Here is a 20,685-nt window from a genome sequence, read left to right on the forward strand (position 1 = left end):
CTTGAGAGATTTAGTTGCGTGGTGAGCGCCATGCAGAATTCCTGCCGCCAGGGGGTCTGTCATGGTGCGACCTCAAGCGAGTCCATCGTCAGGCATGGCTCCGCCGTTCGGCGAGAACGCCGCGTCCGGTCAGCGATGTCAGAGATGGAGGGTTCGCGAGGTCAGCGCGTACTCGGCGCTCCGTCACACGCGGGAGGCTGGAGGTCGGACTGATCTAAACCGGCATCGTTCGAATAGGAGACCTGTTTCAATACCGCGTTGAGTCCGTAAGACATGATACCTCCCCGTCCTGCCGTGATTGCTCACGGCAAGGTCCTGCGTGTCCAAAAGACAGCCGCGGCGTACGATGTCGCGGATGCCTGCCCGTGTACTAATCGTCCGCTCGACTTCGCCACCTTGCGTATCGGGGTAACGTTGCGATGTCCCTCATATGCGCTTGGCACGAGGCGGGAAGATCCCGCTTGGAGACATTCAGACAAACAGCTACCATTCCCACATTGCTATGGGTTGTGAACCGATATCGCTTTTTGAAGCGTCGCCTACGTGCACACCGCCGCCGATTTGCACGCTCGCCCCGTTTCCTAAACCGCGCTGGTCTGAAGATCGTGGGCGCCGCTGACGACCTAAGGAATACACTAAGCGGAAAGACTCGCAACGAATTGATTCACACTTGAGCCGCCAAAAAAACTTGACGTCGGTTAACGTCGCACGCGACTTGTGCACAGGCTTCGGAGCAAGTTTTTGGATTCGTGCACAGAATCGAGAACGCCGCACCTCATGTGACAAATCTCCGCCACCGCCAAAATTTTTTAACAAAATCTTCATGCGCCCGACGCGCGGACGAATTTTCCAAATGCTTGCGGTCGCTATGTCGATAAGTGATTAGCGAGACATCGTTTTTTGAGTCTCGTTTCGCAGGGTAACTCCACCGCAGGATGCATCCCGGTGAATCTACGGTGTGCAGAACTCTGCGCGCGCCGATTCAACTTAGCCCCGCGGCACAGGGGTTTTTCAGCCCCGCGGCACAGGGGTTTCCGCAACGCGGTGAAGGTTGCGCTGTTGCAAGGCGTCGGCAGGTAGAACTACGGAACGAAGAATGGTGCAGGCCGAGCGCAACTTCCAATCGAGGGATCGATCGCGCGTGCCCGCTTCCGTGCATAGTGAAAGGCAACAAAAAAGCCCGGCGCGATGCCGGGCTGTTTGACGCGTGCGATGCGATCGTTCAGTCGACCGGTCGGCCCGCCGTGACTTGTAAGCTGACTTGGCTAGTCTACTTGACGAGTCTACTTGGCGAGCTTGGCGATCTGCGCGGTGAGGCGCGAGACTTTGCGGCTGGCGTTGTTCTTGTGAATGATGTTGCGCTGCGCGGCACGCATCAAGGCCGGCTCGGCATTCGCCAGCGCCTTCACGGCCGCGGCGCGGTCGCCGGTCGCGATGGCTTCCTCGACGGTCCGCACGGCACCGCGCATCTGGGTGCGGCGCGACTTGTTGACGGCGGTGCGGCGGGCGATCTTGCGCGTCGCTTTCTTGGCGGAAGTGGTATTGGCCATGGTCTCAATATCCTTTGCGGGTACCGGTCGCGTCTTGGTCGGGTAGCGCCGGCTTGCTTGACCGCGTAATCGACGCTCGGATTTAGGGTGTTCGGTTGCTGGGCCGTCCCGGGAGCATGAGGCCTCAAAGAGCCCTAAGCTCAAGTGGCCTGCAATTGCTCAAAGAACAGCGGCGGCAGGATTGCGCCCGCCGCCAGTTGGCGCCCTTATAGAGAGGCTCTTCGGCACCGTCAACGCTTTCGGAGCTGGAAAAGCGGCCCCAAGGCGCTCCAGGAGGCACTGTAACGCCCTGAAGAGGTTGAATTTCTCCCGTCGCCCGGCTATTGGCTGGCGGCGTTTGTTGAGGTCCTCCGATCGGACGACCATATAAGGTGAGGCATGATCCGCGGCTTTTTCCGACTGATTGGGCTGCTGCTGCTCGCCGGCGGGTTCATCTTCATGGTCTATGACGGCGCCCGCTGGGTGGCCGACCAGACCCTCAAGTTCACCCGGTTCGGCCAGTTCTGGAACGACATCAATCAGGCCAGCCAGTCGGCCTTCCGCACCTGGGTCGAGGCCAAGGCGCCCTGGCTCTGGACCTCGGTGATCCGCCTGCTGCTGGATCAGCCGGTCTTTGCCGTCCTCGGCGTTCTCGGCATCCTGCTGATGATCCTGTTCCGGCCGCGGAAACCGCTGATCGGCTATTCCCGGGATTGACCTGCAATTCCCGCGGGATTGATCTTTCAATTCCCGCCGCGATTGAACACTGTGCGCGGCCGTAACGACGCTGCCCACGCTCGCGTAGATCCCTATATTCCCACCTGATCGCGAGCACGCCGCCTCCAGCATCTGGCTGAGGCGACGGACGGCTCGTTTCGCGGAGACCCAACCATGCTGTTCATGCGCAAGACCACCGCATTGCCGAGCGCGGCTGAGGCGCTGCCCGGCCGCGCGCAGGCCATTCCGACCGCCGCCACCCATTTCGTCAACGGCAGCAGGCTCAAGCCGCCTTATCCCGCCGGCCTCGAAAGGGCGGTGTTCGGGCTCGGGTGCTTCTGGGGCGCCGAGCGCGAATTCTGGCAGCTCGGCGACGGCATCTACACCACCGCGGTCGGCTATGCCGGCGGCCACACGCCGAACCCGACCTATGAAGAGACCTGTTCGGGCCGCACCGGCCACACCGAAGTGGTGCTGGTCGTGTTCGATCCGAGCAAGATCTCCTACCAGACGCTCTTGAAGACGTTCTGGGAGAGCCACGACCCGACGCAGGGCATGCGCCAGGGCAACGACGTCGGCACGCAATACCGAAGCGCGATCTACACCTGTTCCGATGCGCAGCGGAAAGCGGCTGACGAGTCGAAGGCGCTCTATCAGAAGGCGCTCGCCGCAAAAGGCCTCGGGGCCATTACCACCGAGATCGCGCCATCAGGCGAATTCTATTTTGCCGAGGACTATCATCAGCAATATCTGGCGAAGAACCCCGCCGGCTATTGCGGCCTTGGCGGCACCGGCGTGTCCTGCCCGATCGGCGTCGGTGTGAGCGCGTAAGCCTGCTCCGGGCTCGGTGCACCTCTCCCGCTTGCGGGAGAGGTGGCATTGCATCGCAGATGCAATGCGGGTGAGGGTTCTTTCCTCCGGGGGAGTGTCCCGTCGCGGAGAAACCCTCGCCCCAACCCTCTCAGCGCGAGCGAAGCTCGTCGCGGCCCGCAAGCGGGAGAGGGAGCGTACCGTGTTCCTGGCGGGCACCGTCGCCCCCCGCAAACGCTTTATTAACCATAACCGGTGCATCACTGGAGCTGTCTCGTTTCGAGGGATAGTCCGGTGCCAGTTGCACGCGCGTTTCGATCGTCGATCACGGCAGTGGCCCTGGCAGCGTCCGCCGCGCTGACCCTTGGCGGCTGCATGCAGACCGCCGGCCCCGTTGCGGTCATGCCACCGCGCGCCGACCTCGATTCCATGGCCTATGGCCAGCCTTACAATGCGCCGCAGCCGGTTGTCGTCGCCGACGGCGGCGGCGCCATCGGCGCGCTGCGCAGCTCCTTTGCCTCGTCGCCCGCCCCCATGCCGGTCGGCTACGCCGTGCCGATGGCGGCGCCGGTGCGCTATGACGCCTCCTACCATCTCGACGCCGGCGACAAGCTCCGCGTCGTGGTCTACGGCCAGGAAGGTCTCACCAACAGCTACGCCATCGATGCCGGCGGCTCCATCACCATGCCGCTGATCGGCGCGGTGCCGGCCCGCGGTCGCACCACCGCCGGACTTGCCGGCGAGATCGCCGCGCGCCTGCGCAACGGCTACATCCGCGAGCCTTCGGTCGCGGTGGAGATCGAGGCCTATCGTCCGTTCTTCATTCTCGGCGAAGTCACCGCGCCCGGCCAATACCCTTACGTGCCGAACATGACGGTCGAGAGCGCGGTCGCGATCGCCGGCGGCTTCTCGCCCCGCGCCAAGCGCGACGTGGTCACGGTGACCCACACCGAGCGGGGCGGATCCATGCGCGCGGTGGTGCCGCTCGGCACGCCCTTGAATCCCGGCGACACCGTGTTCGTCGGCGAGCGCTGGTTTTAGGTTTCAGCCCAACTCGCTCTTCTCGTCATTCCGGAGCGCGCCTAAGCGCGAACCCGGAATCCATCGCGCCGCTATCCTGACGCTCGATGGATTCCGGGCCTGCGCCTATCGGCGCATCCCGGAATGACGGCGGGGGATGTCGCGCAACTCCTACCTCCGAAAATCCAGCCGCCCGTTCGGAAAACATCCGTCGATCCTGTTGGCGTTGATCACGAGGCCAACCCATGGCCGCGTGATCGCCGGCGTGGTCAGGTTGATGTATTTCCCGACCAGACGACCTGCGCCGTCCCGCGCGGCCTCGATCAGCCCGTGCCGGCGGCCATTGTCCCAGTCGAAGCGCAGATAGACCCGGCCGGCCGCGATGCGGATGTCCGCGCGCCCCTGTTTCCACCTGTCAGGCGTATCGCCGGCAATGGTCGGATCGGCACCGCCGTTCCAGCGGCTCGCCCATATGCCTTCGAGCGGATCGGACGGCGCTGCGATCGCTGCCCACGCCGTCGCATTGCCGTCCGCCGCATCGCCGGGCAGCGAGGCCGTCGCGGCATAATCCATCACCTCGGAATCTTCGGGTGAGGGCACATCCATGGTTCCGAACGGATTGCGGATGACGAGATGCGTGATGGATTGCTGCATGGCGAGTTCCCGGCGAGACGTGGCTTGATCTAGCGGCATTCTTCATTATGCAGCCACCCGATTCCGGCTTTGGAGGCAAGGCGCAACCCTCTCCCCAGTCATTCCGGGGCGCGCGTTAGCGCGAACCCGGAATCCATCGCGCCGCTATCGCTGACGCTCGATGGATTCCGGGCCTGCGCCTATCGGCGCATCCCGGAATGACAAGAGGAAAGAGACGCGCGCCTTACGTCAAATGCTTCGCAAAAAATTCCATGCTGCGCGGCCAGGCGATGTCGGCGCTGGCCTTGTCGTAGCTGGCGCGCTCGTCGCAATGGAAACCGTGCTGCGCGCCCGGATAGATGAAGACCTCCACCTCCGGCCGTTTCGACTTGATGGTCTCGACGTCGGTCAAGGGGATGCCCGCATCCTTCTCGCCGAAATGCAATTGCGTCGGCACCTTCGGCGTCTCGTCGGCAAAGCGAACGACGGCGCCGCCGTAATAGCCGATCGCGGCCTTCAGGCCGGTCAATCGCGTCGCCGCGACGAAGGCGACGCTGCCGCCCAGGCAAAAGCCGATGATGCCAACGGGGCCGACGCTCTTCACCGCGTCGATCGCCGCCTGCGTGTCGCGCAGCATCGCGGCCCAATCCGGATTGGCGACGAACTTGCGCGCCTCCGCGATCTCGTTGGGCGAATAGCCAGACTGGAAGTTCGGTGCGGTCCGGTCGAAGATCGACGGCGCGACCGCAACATAGCCTTCCCCGGCGAGGCGGTCGCAGACCGCGCGGATGTGGTGATTGACGCCAAAGATCTCCTGGATCACCACCACCGCGCCCTTCGGCGCAGCCGAGGGATCAGCGCGATAGGCGCCGAGCTGGAAATTGTCGGAGGCCGTCAGCTTGATGTCCTGTCCCACGCGGGTTGTCCTTGATGGTTGGTCGTTGATCGAGAATTCGCTCGTTCCACAAACTCGTCATGCCCGGGCTTGTCCCGGGCATCCACGTCTTCGTTTCCGAGCGAGAAGAACGTGGATGGCCGGGACAAGCCCGGCCACGACGATCCGGACGTGTCGGCGCACGACGCTCTCACTCCCACATCCAGTTCTCGCCGTAATCCTCCTTCCATCCCGCCAGCCGTCCGTGGCGGAATTGCAGGAACAGGCGGTGACGGTAGGGGACCAGTCCGCTGCCGCCGATGTTGCGCAGCGTGAGATAGATCTCGTTGCCGGGACGTCCGCGCACATATTGCAGCGGCTGCCCGAGGGCGCGTGCGGTCTGCTCGGCGTCCATGCCGAAGGCGAGCGGAATGTTGTTGGACAAGGTCGCGACGAAGGGCCGGCGCGGCGGCACCGCGCCGAATGGCTCGGCCGGCGCCGCCGACGACAGCAGCGTCGCCATTGCGCCCGCCGCGAAGATCGCTCGCATCATGGTCTTGCGTCCCGGATCGCCTGGCCTATGCCGGCAAGTTCGTCAGGCAAGTTCTTCAGGTAAGTTCTTCAGGAAAGGCGCGACGGCGTCAACAAAAGCCTTGGGCTGATCGATGTTGACGGCATGTCCGGCAGCGGGGATCACGACCTTTTGTGCCCCCGGGATTTTTGCGGCCATGTAGTCGGATGCGGCCAGGAACGGCGTGTCGTCGGCGCCGACCACGATCAGCGAGGGCACCTTGATGTCGGGCAGCAGCTCGATCACGCGGGCATCGCGCTGGGTCAGCATGCCGCGTGCGGCGAGCGCCAGTCCCTTGGCGTTGCGATGACTGGCGGCGGCGCGCTCGCGCGTTGCCGACTTCAGGACGTCGAGGCCTTCGCGGTCGAGCCTGTCGGCGGTGGCGAGCGCCCGCGCGTTCCAGGCCTCGCGCGCGTCGTCCTTCTTGAAGCCCGGCCCGGTGTCGATGATCAGCAGCGCGCGCGTCCGCTCCGGATGGGCGCGATAGAACGCGAGCGACATGTAGCCGCCGAGCGAGAGCCCGCCGATGATCGCGCGCTTGGCACCGGCCGCATCGAGAATCGCCGCCATGTCGCCGACAGTGAGCGCTTCGCTGTACGCCCTGGGATCATCGGGATAGTCGGACTGGCCGTGGCCGCGCATGTCCCACAGGATCAGCTTGTGCTCCCTGGCGAGCGCATCGACCTGGCCATGCCACATCGCCGACGTCGAGGAATAGCCATGAGTGAGCAGCAGCGGCGCTCCCTCGCCGTGAACCTCGTAATGGATATTGACGCCGTCCCGATTGATCCCAGGCATTGCTGCCGATCCTTTCCCGTTTCCTTGTTCTCGCGAGCCGCAGCGACGGGGTGGCGCTTGCACTCTAGCGCGCCAAGTTACCTGGAAGAAACTGCCTGAGTGAAATGGCACGCATAGCCGACGACGCTCTCTGTTGCGTCCAGTCGCTGCACCAGCCCCATTCTCGCAACGCACAACGTCGCGACGGCGCGCTTGTTTCGACTCGTTCCAAATTGCATTTGCCACGGCAAGCGAACGCGATCATTCTTGCGGCCAAGGCTGGCGCCAGCCCGGTGGGCGTCCGCCATTCAAGTTGCCGCCGTAAGCGGCTTCATGCACCGGCAGGGGAAGACGCCTATGCCAACTCTCACCATCAACGGGCGGAGTATGTCCGTGGATGCGGCGAACGACACGCCGCTCCTCTGGGCGATCCGCGAGCAATTGCAGATGACCGGCACCAAGTTCGGCTGCGGTGCCGGGCTGTGCGGCGCCTGCACCGTGCATGTCAACGGCGAAGCCGTGCGCTCGTGCCAGACCATGGTCGGCGACGTCGCCGGCAAGAAGATCACCACCATCGAAGGCCTCTCCGCCAAGGGCGATCATCCCTTGCAGAAGGCATGGATCGCCGAGCAGGTGCCGCAATGCGGCTATTGCCAGTCCGGCCAGATCATGCAGGCAGCCTCGCTGCTCGCAAAGAATCCCAATCCGACCAAGGAAGAGGTCGTGGCGCATATGGACGGCAATCTCTGCCGTTGCATGACCTATTCGCGGATCCAGAAGGCGATCATGCGCGCCGCATCCGAGATGCGCACCGCATCGGCCACCTCCAACGAGCGGAGGCCCACATGAACGAGCATGTCAAGAACCTGACACCTGAGACAACCGATCTCAGCCGCCGCTCCTTCCTCGTCGGCACTGCCGCGACCGGCCTCGTGCTCGGCTATGCCGGCGTGCCCGGCATCGATGCGGCTGCGGCCGCGGCACCCGCCAATTTCGAGCCGAGCGTCTGGTATGCGATCTCGCCGGATGGTCTCGTCACCGTGACCTGCGGCAAGGCCGACATGGGCCAGCACATCGCTTCGACGATGGCGCAGATCGTCTGTGAGGAGCTCGGCGCGAAGTGGAGCGACATGCGCGTGCAGCTCGCCTCCAACGATCCCAAGTTCAACGATCCGGTCCTGGGAGCGCAGATCACCGGCGGCAGCTGGTCGACCATGATGAATTTCGAGGCGATGAGTCGGGCCGGTGCGGCCGGCCGCATCGCCTTGACCGAGGCCGCGGCGACAGCCATGGGCCTGCCACCTTACTTCAAGGACCAGCTCGTCGTCCGCGACTCCGTGATCTCGCATCCTAAGTCGAAGAAGCAGATGACCTTTGCCGAAATCGTCAAGAGCGGCAAGGCGACCAAGACCTTCACGCCGGACGAGCTCAAGGCGATCAAGCTGAAGACGCCGGATCAATACACCATGATCGGCGTCTCGGTGCCGCAGCTCGACATCCCCTCCAAAACCAACGGCACGGCCAAATACGGCATCGACGTGATGCTGCCGGGCATGGCCTACGGCAAGGTGGTGACCCCGCCGGTGCGCTTCGGCGCCACGGTGAAATCGGTCGACGACAGCGAAGCCAAGAAAGTGCCCGGCTTCATGAAGGCCGTCATCCTCGACGACAAGACCGGAACCACGTCCGGCTGGGTCGTCGCGGTCGCCAACACCTACGCCAACGCCCGCAAGGCGGCGGACGCGCTGAAGATCGCCTATGACAGCGGTCCGAACGCCAAGCTGTCGAGCCAGTCGCTGCTGGATGAAGCCAAGCGGCTTCAGGGCTTGGAGGATTCCGGCCAGTTCTTCGTCAAGGACGGCGATCCCAATGCGGCGTTCGGCTCGGCGGCGAAAGTGGTCGAGGCCGAGTACACTACCAGCATCAACATCCATGCTCCGCTGGAGCCGATGAACGCCACGGCCGAGTTCAAGGGCGACATCCTGCACATCTATTCCGGCAACCAGTTCGCGACGCGCTCCGGCGCGATCGCGGCGGGCGCAGCCGGGATCGATCCGAAATTCGTCGTGATGCATCAGCATTGGCTCGGCGGCGGTTTCGGCCGCAGACTCGATGCCGACATGATGATTCCGGCCGTGCAGGCGGCGAAGGCGGTCGGCAAGCCGGTCAAGGTGATCTATTCGCGCGAGAACGACATGACGATGGATTTCTCGCGGCCGCTCACCTACCAGAAAGTGAAGGCCGGCGTGGACGGTGACGGCAAGCTCATCGCGATCAGCCACGATGTGGTCTCGGCCTGGCCGACCGCTCGCTGGGGAATTCCTGATTTCCTCACGCCCTCGGTCGACAAGAAGGGCCCGCTCGACAGCTTCACGGTCAATGGCGCGGACTTCTTCTACACCGTGCCCAACCATCACGTGCGCGCGATCAAGAACGAGCTCGCGCACAATGCGACGCCCTCCGGCCAGCTCCGCTCGGTGGCGCCGGGCTGGACCTTCTGGGCGGTCGAAAGCATGATCGACGAGATCGCGGCTGCCACGGGCAAGGATCCCGCGCAGTTCCGCATCTCGCTGCTCGACGGCGCCGGCAAGAACGACGGTGGCGCACAGCGCTTACGCAACACGCTGCTCGCCGCGATGGGCCTGTCGGGCTACGGCACCCGGCAATTGCCGAAAGGCGAGGGCATGGGGGTTGCCTGCGTCTCGTCGCAGGAACGCGCAACCGCGAGCTGGACCGCCTGTGTCGCCCATGTCGCGGTGGCGCCGTCGGGCGAGGTGACCGTGAAGAAGCTCACGATCGCAACCGACGTCGGCACGCAGGTGCATCCCGACAACATCCGCGCCCAGGTCGAGGGCGCGGCGCTGTGGGGGCTGTCGCTGGCGATGTACGAGAAGGCGACACTGAAGGACGGTGGCATCGAGCAGACCAATTTCGATAGCTACCGGCCCTTGCGCATGAGCCAGACGCCCGAGGTCGCCGTTGCCGTCATCGCCAATGGCGACAAGGCCACCGGTGTCGGCGAGCCCGCGGTGACCGTGGTCGCGCCCGCCATCGGCAACGCCATCTTCAACGCCAGCGGCGCCCGCGTCCGCGCACTGCCGATCACGGCGGAGGCGGTGAAGGCGAGCATGAAGGCGTAAGGCCGGCTGCGATTGCCGAATGAGATGATCCGCCGGAGGGAAACCTCCGGCGGATTTATTTTGGGAGATCGTCTCCACAATCTCAGTGTCTTGCTCCGCGCAAGCGGGGCATCCAGTACGCCGCGGCTTTTCGGTTCCGGCCGAGCCGTCCCGGCGTACTGGGTCGCCCGGCCAAGCCGGGCGACGACATCGGAGGATGGGGGAAGTGCGAAAAATTTCCCTGTATTTTCAATGCCCCCTCTACTGTGCATGGGGTTGTTTTCGCGGTTTTGAAGTTCCCACCCGCAGGGAACCAAAATCCCTAAAATTGCACCGAATTTCCCAAGGTCCCATTGAGCACGCCTCTTAAGGGCCAGAGAACCTGATCCGGCTTAGGCTCATGCCAAATCCCAATCCCATGCCTTGGGGAAGCCATGAACGCGCCAGCCAAATCCGCCGCCAAACGCCGGCTTCTGCTCGCCTCCGACCGGAGCGACGAGAGCTCCGAGCTCGCCAGCATCCTGAAGGCGGTCGGCGACGTCTCGACGGTGACGACGCAGGAGATCCCCGAAAAACCCTCGCGCGATCTCTCCGGCCTCGTGGTCGACATTAACCTGCGCTCGCCCGAGAGCGTGCAGCGGGTGCGCAACAAGCTGCGCGGCGATGCCTATCGCTCGATGCCGCGGCTGTTCGTGCTCGCCGACGCGCTGCATCACGGCACCATGCAGGCGTGGGCGCTGGGCGCCACCGACACCATTTCGCGGCCGCTCCAGGCCGACGCCATCCTGCAGCGCATCCGCGCCGCCTTCCCGGACACCGCCGCCTATGACGCGACCGACCGCGGCAAGACGCTCAACCGCGGCGTCGAGGCGGCGCATGCGGTGCTGGCGAAGATGTTCGAGAAGCTGCCGCTCGGCGTGCCCCTGACCTTCGACGACGTCATCGCGGCGGAAAGCAAGATCCTGAAGGCGATCAGGCATTCCTCGCTGCGCGAATGGCTCACCACGGTGGGCTGCCATCATGTCGGCAGCTATCGTCACTGCCTGTTCGTCACCGGCTTCGCGGTCGCCTTCGCGCAGCATCTCGGCATGCGCGAGGACGACCAGCGCCGCCTCGTCCGCGCCGCGCTGCTGCACGACGTCGGCAAGGCCTTCGTTCCCTCCGCGCTGCTCGACAAGCCCGGCAAGCTCACCGACGAGGAGATGGCCGAGGTCCGCCAGCATCCGCGCCGCGGCTATGAGGCGCTTGCCGCCCAGGGCGGCTTCCCGCCGGAGATGCTCGACGTGATCCTGCATCACCACGAATTTCTCGACGGCAGCGGCTATCCGAACGGCCTGTCGTCGAACCAGATCAGCGACATCGTGCGTCTGACGACGATCGTCGACATCTACGCCGCCCTGGTCGAGAAACGCGCCTACCGCATGCCGTTCACGCATTCGCGAGCGTTCGCCATGATGGAAGGCATGAACGGCAAGCTGGACCAGCAGCTGCTGCAGGCGTTCCGCCCGGTGGCGCTGGGGTCGTTTTAGTTCGGTGCCGTAGGGTGGATTAGCCGAAGGCGTAATCCACCGAGCTTCGTTCGGCTTTCTCTGAAGCATGGTGGGTTACGCCTTCGGCTAACCCACCCTACGCGCTGCGCGCTCACCCCACCATCTTCCGCAGCTCCGCCTTCGCCACCTTCTCCAGCGTCGAGCGCGGCATGTCGTCGACCAGCCTGATCTCGCGCGGCACCTTGAAGTCGGCAAGGCTTTTGCGGCAGGCTTCCATTACGCGCTCGGGCAGATCGGGCGCGGCGCCGGCGACACCGCCCTGCGGGATGATGAAGACAACCGGCACCTCGTCCAGCATCGGGTGCGACTTCGCCACCACGGCGGCCTCGCGCACGCCTGGCACCAGCGCGATCACCTGTTCGATCTCGGAGGCTGCGACGTTCTCGCCGCCGACCTTCAGCATGTCCTTGGCGCGGTCGCCGAACTTGATGTAGCCGTTCTGCAGCCGCTCGACGCGGTCGCCGGTGAGGAAGAAGCCGTGCTCGTCGAAGCTGTCGCGCGTCGCTGTCTCGTTGTGCAGATATTCGGCGAACAGCGACAGGCCGGGGATGCCCTTGATCGACAGATTGCCGGTGCCGCCGACCTCGGTCGGCCGGCCGTCGTCGTCGGTGATGCGGATTTCATATTCGGGAGCGGCGCGCCCGATCGACATCGGGATGTTGGGCTGGTCGACCTCGCCGACGATGCCGTGGGTGATGGTCTCGGTCATGCCCCACCAGCCGATGACCTTGACGCCGAAGCCGGCAAAGGCCGGCGGCTCGTTGATCGCCGAGCCCCACAGGCGGAATTTGTGGTCCTTCGGGATCTCCTGCTCGAGCAGCGCCTTCATGCAGAACGGAATGGTCGAGGTCCAGGTCGCGCCGTGCTGGCGCGCGACGCCCCAGAAGCGGCTCGCCGAGAAGCGCGGCTGGATCACGCAAGTCGCCCCGACCCACAGCGTCGCCAGCATGGAATAGGCCAGCGCGTTGGTATGGAACAGCGGCAGATAGGCCTGATGCACGTCGCTCGCATGCAGGTCCTCGTGCGCGGCGTTGATCTTGGCGCCCCACAGCGCGTTGGCGTGGGTCCACAGCACCGCCTTGGGGCGCGAGGTCGTGCCCGAGGTGTATTGCACGCTGCATGGCGCGAAGGGATCGATCGGGCGTTTCGGACGGTCGGCGCTGTCGGCGAACAGGGATTCAAAGCTGTCGCCGCGCGAGACCGCTTGCGCAGGCATTGCGCCCGCATCATGCGAGGTCACCGCCAGCCAGCTTATGCTGCGGCAGTTCTGCGCGACGATCTCCGCATAGGCCGGCTGTGTGATCGCGGCGACCGCGCCGCAATGATCGGCAAAATACGCGATCTCGGCCGGCGCCGAGCGGGTGTTGGTGGTGACCGCGATGGCCCCCAGCTCGACACAGGCAAACCAGGCCAGCATCGCCTCGATGCAATTGTCCAGATGAATGAGCACATATTCGCCCGGCTTCACGCCGCGCCGTGCCAGCCCGGCCGCCAGCGCGCCGACCCGGTCGTGAAACTCGCCATAGCTCCAGCGCCGCGCCGGCGCATCGAACGGCGCCCAGATCAGGAACGGATGATCGCGCCGGACCTCGGCGCGCATCCTGAGCAACCAGGGTACGTCGAGCCCGTCGAACGGGCTCACGATTCCGGCGGTGGCTTGTCGAAGTGGCATGGCTCCTCCCGTGCAGCCCGCATCTTGATGGCGGCTGTCTCTCGATGATTGCGTCTTCCTGCCATCGGATGACCCCGGGAGCAAATCCGGGGGCGCATGTCGTCCGCGCTCCCTCGGCCGTCATTGCGAGCAAAGGGAAGCAATACAGACTGTCTCCGCCGAACCGGTCTGGATTGCTTCGTCGCAAGCGCTCCTCGCAATGACGGCGTTTGGGGCGGGTGCGGTCCTATCGGCCTCAATCCTCGTACGACGAAATCTCGATCAGGCTGCCATCCGGATCCCGGCAATAGACCGAGCGCAGCGTGCCGCGTGCGCCCTGCCGCGGGCCTGGTCCGGCCTCGATGGCAACGCCATGTGCATTCAGATGCGCCACCACCTCGTCCGGGGTGGCCGAGGTGAGGAAGCACAGATCCTCGCTGCCGGCGGTGGGGTGGTCGGCTGTGAACCACTCCACCCTGTCGGCATCGCGTTGTCGGACGTTGATCCTCTGGTTACCGAATTGAAGGAAAGTCCGCGGCGCTTTGCCGCCGCCGGGATCGAACAGCTTGACTTCCATGCCGAGAATCTTGCTGAACCACTCCGCCGTCGCCGCGACGTCGCGGACATTGATCACGAGATGATCCAGGGCGTGAACCTTGACCGGCATGTCTCATCCTTTCGTCGTGATGCGCCTCGCGCACTTTCCGCCTGCGGCAAGCTTTGTTACAACCCCGCCGACGCCGGGTTCAAGCGATCTGGCTTCAAGAACAACACTTGGGAGAACCCTTGAGATGATCACTCGCCGTACCGCGCTGGGCCTGCTCGCCGCCAGTCCGCTTGCAGCCACCCCGCTGTCGAAGGCTCTTGCCGCCGATTATCCGGCCCGGCCCGTGAAATGGGTGGTCGGCTATCCGCCGGGCGGCGCCACCGACATCCTGGCACGACTGATCGGGCAGCGGCTTTCGGAAAAGCTCGGCCAGCAATTCGTGGTCGAGAACAAGCCGGGTGCCGGCAACAACATCGCGACCGAATCGGTCATCAATGCCGAGCCCGACGGCTACACGCTACAGATGGTCAATCCGGCCAACTACATCAACGCCTCGCTCTACGCCAACCTGAAGTTCAACTTCGTGCGCGACATCGCGCCGATCGCCTCGTTCCAGCGCGTGCCGAACGTGATGACCGTCAACAAGGACGTGCCGGCCAAGAACGTCGCCGAGTTCATCGAATATGTGAAGGCCAATCCCGGCAAGGTCAACATGGCCTCGTCCGGCAACGGCACCTCGGTGCATCTGTCCGGCGAGATGTTCATGGCCATGACCGGCTGCAAGATGCAGCACGTGCCCTATCGCGGCGCGGCGCCCGCGATCACCGACATGCTCGGCGGCCAGGTGCAGGTGATCTTCGACAACATGCCCTCGATCATCCAGCACATCCGCTCCGGCTCGCTTCGTGCGATCGGCGTCACCACGGCGGAACGCTCGCCGCAATTGCCCGACGTGCAGACGGTCGCCGAGACCGTGAAGGGCTACGAGGCCAGCGCGCTGTTCGGCATCGGCGCGCCGAAGAACACGCCGAAGGACATCATCGCCAAGCTCAACGCCGAGGTCAACGCGGTGATCAAGGAGCCCGACATGGCCAAGCGTCTGGTCGAGCTCGGCGGCGAGCCGCGGGTGCAGACTCCGGAAGCGTTCGGCGAGGAGATCAAGGCCGAGACCGAGAAGTGGAAGAAGGTGGTCGAGTTCGCCGGCCTGAAGGTCGAATAGCGATCTTGTGACGACCGGGAATGGAGCCCTGCCGTTCGGCAGGGCTTTTTTCCTGCGCGCTCTGTTTCGTGCAACCGCTGCCGCGGCGCGCGCGGCCCGTCGCGCCGTATTGGAGCCGCGATCTACCGCTTCGCGTCGGCCTGCTCCGTCGTATTGCACGAGAGCAGCATCGTGTAGGCGCGCGCGTTGGTGGCGATGTCGGTGGTCTTCAGCTCGCCCTTGGGCTCCGCGGTCTGGTAGGGCACCACGGAATTGTCGAGGAAATCGCGCAGTGCGCCGGTCTTGATGGCGAAGTTGATGTTCTCGGGAATGTCGCCGGTCATGGCGACGATACGCAATCCCGGGATCTTGCCGGTGACCACGCCCACGATCTGGCCGGTGGCGTCGAACAGCGGGCCACCGCTGTTGCCGGGCTGCACGGGCGCGCTGATTTGCAGGAAACGCGTGTCGTTGCGCATGCCGCTGAGGGAGCTCACGATCCCGGTCGTCACTCTTAGGTCCGAGCTGAGCAATCCGTGGTAGGGAAAGCCGATCGCGACGACGGAATCGCCGGCGCGGAACGAGCGGTCGCGAATGCGGGCGAAATCCTTGAACGTCGCCGTCGACGGCGCCTGAAGCAAGGCGAGATCATTGTTAGCGTCGGTCGAAACGACGCGCAGCACCATCGCGGCCTCGCCGGTGAGGTTGCCCTTGATGTCGCCGACGCAGCCATTGACCACGTGATTGTTGGTGACGATGTGCCCGCTCGCGCTCACGACGAAACCGGTGCCACTCTGCGATTTGACGGACTTGCTGGCAGCAGGCGGCGGCGTCTGCTTGTCCGGCGCGGCCTGCGGCTTGGCGGCAACCTTTGTAAAATCGCCGGCCTTGTCCAGCCCGTCGGCCTTGACTCGCGTTACGCAATTGGTGACCGCGGCGATCAAGGGCGCGGTTGACGTCAAACTGAACTGAAAAGGTGTGCCTCTCGCCACCGCCACCATCAGGCTCGCCTTCTGGAAAGCGCGCGCGACGTTGGTGGGCAGAACGGCCGAGACCATCACCTCGGACAACGCGGTCGCGAAGAGCCTCACCTCGGCCTGTCCGTCGAACGTCACGTCGATCGTCAGGTTCTCGCCCTTCTTGAAACGAAACGCTGAATTGGCAAAGCCGAGCAGCCACGCGTTGTTCGAATCCTGGCCGACGAGCAGCGTCATGCCGTTGGCATAGGGCGTGCTTGCGGCGCAATGGGAGAATGCGCCGGTTGAATCATTGGTGTAGGCGCCGCCGTTCCAGTTGCCGACGCGGATGGTGCCGAAAGGGCCCGCCGCATGAGCGAGACCGGCGAGCAACGCCTGGGAAACAAGCGCAACGACAAATGACTTAAGCCACATATTCAGCCCCCGGGGAATGTTTTGGATCCATCTTATCCGGGGCAGACGGTGTCGTGCAACCGCCAGTTGTTCGATTGGGCCGGACGTCCCGCCGCGGCTTTCGGGGGGTTGCGTTTACTTTGCGTCGCTATATACTTTGCAATACAAAGTAACGGGTCAGCAATCCCGGCAAGTCCGTGCGGAGCGAGGTTCTGGCGTTGCCAATGCGCGATCTCGACAAGGCCCTGGCCGATATCGTGGCGATCCGCAGCCAGATCGCGGCCGGCACGGCGTTCCGCGGTTACGGCCCGGCGACGATGGCCGCGACCGGTGCCGTCGCGCTCATCACGGCGGTGCTGCAATTCTGGCTGCTCGGCGATCCCACGGGTGAGCCGCTCGGCTTCTTCGCCGGCTGGTTCGTCGCCGCCGCGCTGTCCCTCCTGATCATCGGGATCGAGATGCGGGCGCGTTCGCGCCGCCATCATTCGGGTCTGGCCGATGCCATGATCCACCAGGCGGTCGAGCAGTTCCTGCCCGCGGGCGTTGCCGGCGTGCTGCTCGCGGTGGTGATGTGGAAGTTCGCGGCCGAGACGTTGTGGCTGCTGCCGGGCCTGTGGCAGATCCTGGTGTCGCTCGGCATTTTCGCCTCCGTCCGCTCGCTGCCGCGCACCGTGGCGCTCGCCGGCGCCTGGTATTTCGTGTCCGGCTTTTCGGTGGTGGTGATCGCGAGCCAGACCCACACGCTGTCGCCATGGACCATGGGTCTGCCCTTCCTGATCGGGCAATCGCTGATGGCGGCCATTCTGCATGTCGCATCCGGAGACCATGATGTCGAAGACTGACAGCGCACCCTTCTCCTACGAAGGGCTCGACCGCGTGATCCACGAGAAGGCGAGGCTCGGGCTTCTGACCTCGCTGATGGCGCATCCCAAGGGGCTGGCCTTTGCCGACCTCAAGCAGCTGTGCGGCCTCACCGACGGCAATCTCAGCCGGCACCTTGCCGTGCTCCAGGAGGCCGGCCTCGTCGACGTGACCAAGGGCTACGAGGGCAACCGTCCGCACACCACCTGCCGCCTCACCAGGACCGGGCGCCGCCGTTTCCTCGACTATCTCGCCGTGCTGGAGCGCCTGGTGCGCGACGCCGCCAAGGCCGCCGGCCGCGAAGCGCCGTCGCTCGGCCGCCTCAGCATCGTCTCGACCTGATCCTTCCCCTTTTTTGACCGGAGACTTTGCAATGCAAAGTGATGCGTCCCATAACGAGAAGCTTCATGTCGGCATCATCATGGACGGCAACGGGCGATGGGCGACGCGGCGCGGCCTGTCGCGCGTGCGCGGCCACGAGGCCGGCGTCGAAGCCATCCGCCGCATCGTCGAGGCCGCGCCCAAGCAGGGCATCGGCACGCTGACGCTCTACGCCTTCTCCGCCGACAATTGGCGGAGGCCGAAGGCCGAGGTTGCCGCATTGATGACCTTGCTGCGCTTCTATCTCGCCAACGAGGTGCAGAGCCTGGTCAAGAACGGCGTGCGGCTCACCGTGATCGGCCGCCGCGATCGCCTGCCCGACGGCATCGCCAGCGCGATTGCAAAGGCCGAACGGGCCACCGCCGCCGGCGGCACGCTGCATTTGCGCATCGCGGTCGACTATTCCGCGCGCGACGCCATCCTCAATGCCGCGGCGAAGGCGGCGGCGCTGACCAGCCTCACCCGCGAAGCCTTCTCGCAGCTCGTCACCGGCGAAGCCGGCCTGCGCGACGTCGACCTCATCATCCGCACCTCGGGCGAGAAGCGGCTCTCGGACTTCCTGCTCTGGGAAGGCGCCTATGCCGAGCTGCACTTCACCGAGCGGATGTGGCCCGAATTCGACGCCAGCGATCTCGCCGCGGCTCTGGCCTCCTTCCACGGCCGCGAGCGCCGCTTCGGCGGATTGCAGGCCATCCTGCCCGGAGAGGCGCCCTCGCTCTCTCGGGTGTGACGCGCCTCGCGCGCCAGCCGGCCCCCGCTGATTGCCGCCTGGCATGGATCGTGCTCTAGTCTTCCGGCGTTGGGTATCGTCCCGCGGCGGGAGGTTTCGCACCATGCGCGCAGTCCTCAATTATTGCACCGGCGGAACGGAACGGCAGCTTGCCGCCGGCACCATCATCGTCGCCGAGGGGGGCACCTCCGGCCATCTCTTCGTGCTGATGCAAGGCAGGCTCGAGGTGCTCAAAGGTGAGATGGTGGTTGCCACCGTCACCGAGCCTGGCGCGGTGCTGGGTGAGATGTCCGTGCTGCTGGGCCAGCCGCACACCGCAACCGTACGGGCCTGCTCCGACGCGATCGTCTACGAATTCGAGGATGCGGCCTCGTTCCTCGAGAAGGAGCCGGGCGTGGCGCTGCTGATCGCAAAAATGCTGGCGCAGCGGCTCAACGTCGCCAACACCTACCTCGCCGATCTCAAGCGGCAATATGCCGGCCACGGCACGCATCTGGCCATGGTCGGCGAGGTGCTCCAGAGCATGATCAACCTGCCGCCGCTTGAGGTTTCGCCAGGCTCGGATCGGCAATCCGATCCAAGAATGTGAGCCAGTCGGGCGGCGCCTCGATGGGGGCGGCGGGTCGCCGCAGCGGCGCATTCAGGTCGATCCACTGCGCCTCGCCGGCCGCCAGCCAGAACGCCTTGTCGGTATCGAGATCGAGCACGATGTAGGTTGGGGGACGGCCGGGTTGCAGGCCCGTGTTGAAGACCCAGGTCTGGCCCAGCCGGTCGAACCACGATCCATTGCTGATGAAGGGTGATTGATGCACATGGCCCGAGATCACCATCGACGGCTGGTATTGCATGATCCACTGCACCAGCTCGACGTCGCCGAAGAAGCGCTTGCCGCCCCAGCTCGTCGGTGAATCCGCCGGCGGCGCATGATGCGCCCAGATCCAGCGCTGCGGCCTGACGGCCGCGACATCGCGCAACTGCTCGATGAGGCGTTGCTTGACCTGAGGTCCATCCCACCACGGGCACACGGTGAACAGGGTATCGCCGACCGTAAGGCCGTCGCCATCGCAGGCGATGCCGAGCTCGCGCACCTCCGAGATCCAGCGCGAAACCTTCTCACCTTCGGCGTTGCGCTCGTCGAGATCGTGATTGCCGGAGCAGAGGATCACGCGGGTCGTCGCGGCCAGCAGCGCGAGGTACTTCTTCACCACCACGATCTGGGCGCGGAAATCGACCATCGAGCCGACGTCGAGTGCGTCGCCGGCGAAGATCACGAGGTCGAATCGCGGCGCCGCGCTGACCAGCCAGTCGAGCTGAGGCAGCGAATAGTGCAGGTCGGCCACGACCAGGCAGCGCATGGAAAATCCAACGGCCAGAGATCAAAATGTCAGGGAATTCCAAAAACGGCATAAAGCAAGAAGCAGACCAGCCCGCCCGCCCCTTTGCGTCAATCCTATGAGCGACAGCATGCTGCGTCCCGTCGCAGAGCGCAAGGGGCGGCAATGCGGGGGGCTGGACCGGATCGCCGAATTCTGGTGTCGTGGCCTGCCCTCAACGCCTGTGTTCACATGACCCCCTTCAAGACCATTCGCGCCCGCGCCGAGAAGCGCAAGGGCGGGCCCAAGGCGCTGGACAAATTGATGCCGGCGAAGCCCGACCTGAAGCGTCTGGCCAAGCTCGGCGACGATCGCATCCTGGCCGAGATGACCAAGCGTGTGTTCTGCGCCGGCTTCGCCTGGAGCGTGATCGATTCGAAATGGGAGGGCTTCGAAGAGGCCTTTCTGCATTTCCAGCCGGCCAAGCTCAGCTTCCAGCCGGAAGACTATTGGGAAGGCCTGTTGCGCGATGCCCGCATCGTGCGCAACGGGGCCAAGATCATGTCGGTGCGCGACAACGCCGCTTTCGTTCAGGAGATCGCGAAGGAGCACGGCAGCTTCGGCAAGTTTCTGGCGAAATGGCCTTCGTCCAACCAGATCGGCCTGCTTGACCTCCTGACCAGGCGCGGCAGTCGTCTCGGCGGCAACACCGGCCAGATGCTGCTGCGCTTCGTCGGGTGGGACGGCTTTGTGACGTCAAAAGACGTCGTCGCCTGCCTGCGCGATGCCGGTCTCGACATTGCAGAAGAGGTCAAGTCGAAGGGCGATCTCGCCAAGGTGCAGGCGCAGTTCAACGCCTGGGCCGAGGAAACCGGCCTGCCCTACACCCAACTATCGCGCATTTGCGCGCTGTCGGTGGGCGAGAACCGCAGCGAATAGTCGGTGAGCGCAGCTCACGTCCAGATCGTGTGAATCCTGTGGCGATCTCGTGCCGTGAGTGCGGCAGATGCGACGCGCGATCACAAAATACATTT

Annotated in this window: 21 protein-coding genes; 12 read left to right on the forward strand and 9 right to left on the reverse strand. The window is 64.7% G+C overall.

The annotated features are described in order from the left end of the window. Positions 1–1,283 precede the first annotated feature (1,283 nt). Positions 1,284–1,550, reverse strand: coding sequence for a 30S ribosomal protein S20 (gene rpsT / locus D6B98_RS11205; protein WP_027563963.1), 267 nt, complete (start codon positions 1,548–1,550; stop codon positions 1,284–1,286). A 378-nt stretch (positions 1,551–1,928) separates the two neighbouring features. Here rpsT and D6B98_RS11210 point away from each other — a divergent pair, with 378 nt between their 5' ends. From D6B98_RS11210 to D6B98_RS11220, 3 genes are all read left to right on the forward strand, one after another. Next, positions 1,929–2,246 carry a hypothetical protein gene (locus D6B98_RS11210; RefSeq protein WP_126257046.1) on the forward strand — a complete coding sequence of 106 codons (318 nt, stop codon included), beginning with the start codon at positions 1,929–1,931 and terminating at the stop codon, positions 2,244–2,246. A 174-nt stretch (positions 2,247–2,420) separates the two neighbouring features. Then, positions 2,421–3,077: a peptide-methionine (S)-S-oxide reductase MsrA gene (gene msrA, locus D6B98_RS11215; RefSeq protein WP_126257047.1), complete on the forward strand. Its 657-nt coding sequence runs from the start codon at positions 2,421–2,423 to the stop codon at positions 3,075–3,077. A 273-nt stretch (positions 3,078–3,350) separates the two neighbouring features. After that, on the forward strand, positions 3,351–4,097 hold the full coding sequence (locus D6B98_RS11220) for a polysaccharide biosynthesis/export family protein (RefSeq protein WP_126257048.1): 747 nt from the start codon (positions 3,351–3,353) through the stop codon (positions 4,095–4,097). A gap of 150 nt (positions 4,098–4,247) precedes the next feature. Here D6B98_RS11220 and D6B98_RS11225 read toward each other — a convergent pair whose 3' ends face one another. The 4 genes from D6B98_RS11225 to D6B98_RS11240 all read right to left on the reverse strand — a co-directional run bounded on the left by D6B98_RS11225 (position 4,248) and on the right by D6B98_RS11240 (position 6,952). Next, on the reverse strand, positions 4,248–4,730 hold the full coding sequence (locus D6B98_RS11225; protein ID WP_126257049.1) for a hypothetical protein: 483 nt from the start codon (positions 4,728–4,730) through the stop codon (positions 4,248–4,250). Positions 4,731–4,953: 223 nt separating this feature from the next. After that, complete coding sequence (locus D6B98_RS11230) at positions 4,954–5,625, reverse strand: dienelactone hydrolase family protein (RefSeq protein WP_126257050.1); 672 nt, start codon at positions 5,623–5,625, stop codon at positions 4,954–4,956. A gap of 169 nt (positions 5,626–5,794) precedes the next feature. Beyond that, positions 5,795–6,136: a hypothetical protein gene (locus tag D6B98_RS11235; RefSeq protein WP_126257051.1), complete on the reverse strand. Its 342-nt coding sequence runs from the start codon at positions 6,134–6,136 to the stop codon at positions 5,795–5,797. Positions 6,137–6,178: 42 nt separating this feature from the next. Beyond that, positions 6,179–6,952, reverse strand: a complete 774-nt coding sequence (locus tag D6B98_RS11240; protein ID WP_126257052.1) for an alpha/beta fold hydrolase — start codon at positions 6,950–6,952, stop codon at positions 6,179–6,181. A 336-nt stretch (positions 6,953–7,288) separates the two neighbouring features. On the opposite strand from D6B98_RS11240, the gene D6B98_RS11245 reads away from it, so the two are divergent. From D6B98_RS11245 to D6B98_RS11255, 3 genes are all read left to right on the forward strand, one after another. Continuing rightward, entirely contained in the window at positions 7,289–7,780 is a 492-nt protein-coding gene (locus tag D6B98_RS11245) for a (2Fe-2S)-binding protein (protein WP_126257053.1), read from the forward strand. Further along, complete coding sequence (locus D6B98_RS11250; protein WP_126257054.1) at positions 7,777–10,071, forward strand: xanthine dehydrogenase family protein molybdopterin-binding subunit; 2,295 nt, start codon at positions 7,777–7,779, stop codon at positions 10,069–10,071. Before D6B98_RS11245 ends, D6B98_RS11250 begins: the two co-directional genes overlap by 4 nt. A gap of 413 nt (positions 10,072–10,484) precedes the next feature. Next, a complete protein-coding gene (locus tag D6B98_RS11255; protein ID WP_126257055.1) occupies positions 10,485–11,579 on the forward strand; it encodes an HD-GYP domain-containing protein in 1,095 nt (364 codons plus the stop codon). A 112-nt stretch (positions 11,580–11,691) separates the two neighbouring features. Here the strand turns inward: D6B98_RS11255 and D6B98_RS11260 are convergent, their stop codons facing one another. Together D6B98_RS11260 and D6B98_RS11265 are read right to left on the reverse strand one after the other, a co-directional pair. Then, positions 11,692–13,272 (reverse strand): AMP-binding protein, encoded by a 1,581-nt coding sequence (locus tag D6B98_RS11260; protein ID WP_126257056.1) that lies wholly within the window; start codon positions 13,270–13,272, stop codon positions 11,692–11,694. Positions 13,273–13,507: 235 nt separating this feature from the next. Next, positions 13,508–13,918, reverse strand: coding sequence for a VOC family protein (locus D6B98_RS11265; protein ID WP_126257057.1), 411 nt, complete (start codon positions 13,916–13,918; stop codon positions 13,508–13,510). Positions 13,919–14,042: 124 nt separating this feature from the next. Between D6B98_RS11265 and D6B98_RS11270 the strand changes: the two genes are divergently transcribed. Then, entirely contained in the window at positions 14,043–15,017 is a 975-nt protein-coding gene (locus tag D6B98_RS11270; protein WP_126257058.1) for a Bug family tripartite tricarboxylate transporter substrate binding protein, read from the forward strand. A gap of 122 nt (positions 15,018–15,139) precedes the next feature. Here the strand turns inward: D6B98_RS11270 and D6B98_RS11275 are convergent, their stop codons facing one another. Further along, positions 15,140–16,387, reverse strand: a complete 1,248-nt coding sequence (locus D6B98_RS11275; protein WP_164718525.1) for a S1C family serine protease — start codon at positions 16,385–16,387, stop codon at positions 15,140–15,142. 203 nt (positions 16,388–16,590) lie between these two features. On the opposite strand from D6B98_RS11275, the gene D6B98_RS11280 reads away from it, so the two are divergent. The 4 genes from D6B98_RS11280 (at position 16,591) to D6B98_RS11295 (ending at position 18,927) form a co-directional block, all read left to right on the forward strand. Continuing rightward, entirely contained in the window at positions 16,591–17,208 is a 618-nt protein-coding gene (locus tag D6B98_RS11280; RefSeq protein WP_126257060.1) for a hypothetical protein, read from the forward strand. After that, positions 17,195–17,569 carry a transcriptional regulator gene (locus D6B98_RS11285; RefSeq protein WP_164718526.1) on the forward strand — a complete coding sequence of 125 codons (375 nt, stop codon included), beginning with the start codon at positions 17,195–17,197 and terminating at the stop codon, positions 17,567–17,569. The genes D6B98_RS11280 and D6B98_RS11285 overlap by 14 nt, the downstream gene beginning before the upstream one ends. A 31-nt stretch (positions 17,570–17,600) precedes the next feature. Continuing rightward, a complete protein-coding gene (locus D6B98_RS11290) occupies positions 17,601–18,338 on the forward strand; it encodes a di-trans,poly-cis-decaprenylcistransferase (protein ID WP_126257062.1) in 738 nt (245 codons plus the stop codon). 103 nt (positions 18,339–18,441) lie between these two features. Then, positions 18,442–18,927 (forward strand): Crp/Fnr family transcriptional regulator, encoded by a 486-nt coding sequence (locus D6B98_RS11295; protein WP_126257063.1) that lies wholly within the window; start codon positions 18,442–18,444, stop codon positions 18,925–18,927. Here D6B98_RS11295 and D6B98_RS11300 read toward each other — a convergent pair. After that, complete coding sequence (locus tag D6B98_RS11300) at positions 18,866–19,693, reverse strand: metallophosphoesterase family protein (protein WP_126257064.1); 828 nt, start codon at positions 19,691–19,693, stop codon at positions 18,866–18,868. The two genes, D6B98_RS11295 and D6B98_RS11300, sit on opposite strands and share 62 nt — an antisense overlap. Positions 19,694–19,903: 210 nt before the next feature. Here D6B98_RS11300 and D6B98_RS11305 point away from each other — a divergent pair, with 210 nt between their 5' ends. Continuing rightward, a complete protein-coding gene (locus D6B98_RS11305; protein ID WP_126257289.1) occupies positions 19,904–20,590 on the forward strand; it encodes a DNA-3-methyladenine glycosylase I in 687 nt (228 codons plus the stop codon). Positions 20,591–20,685: the final 95 nt, after the last annotated feature.

The organism is Bradyrhizobium sp. LVM 105, from assembly GCF_003957705.1.
GTDB lineage: Bacteria > Pseudomonadota > Alphaproteobacteria > Rhizobiales > Xanthobacteraceae > Bradyrhizobium > Bradyrhizobium frederickii.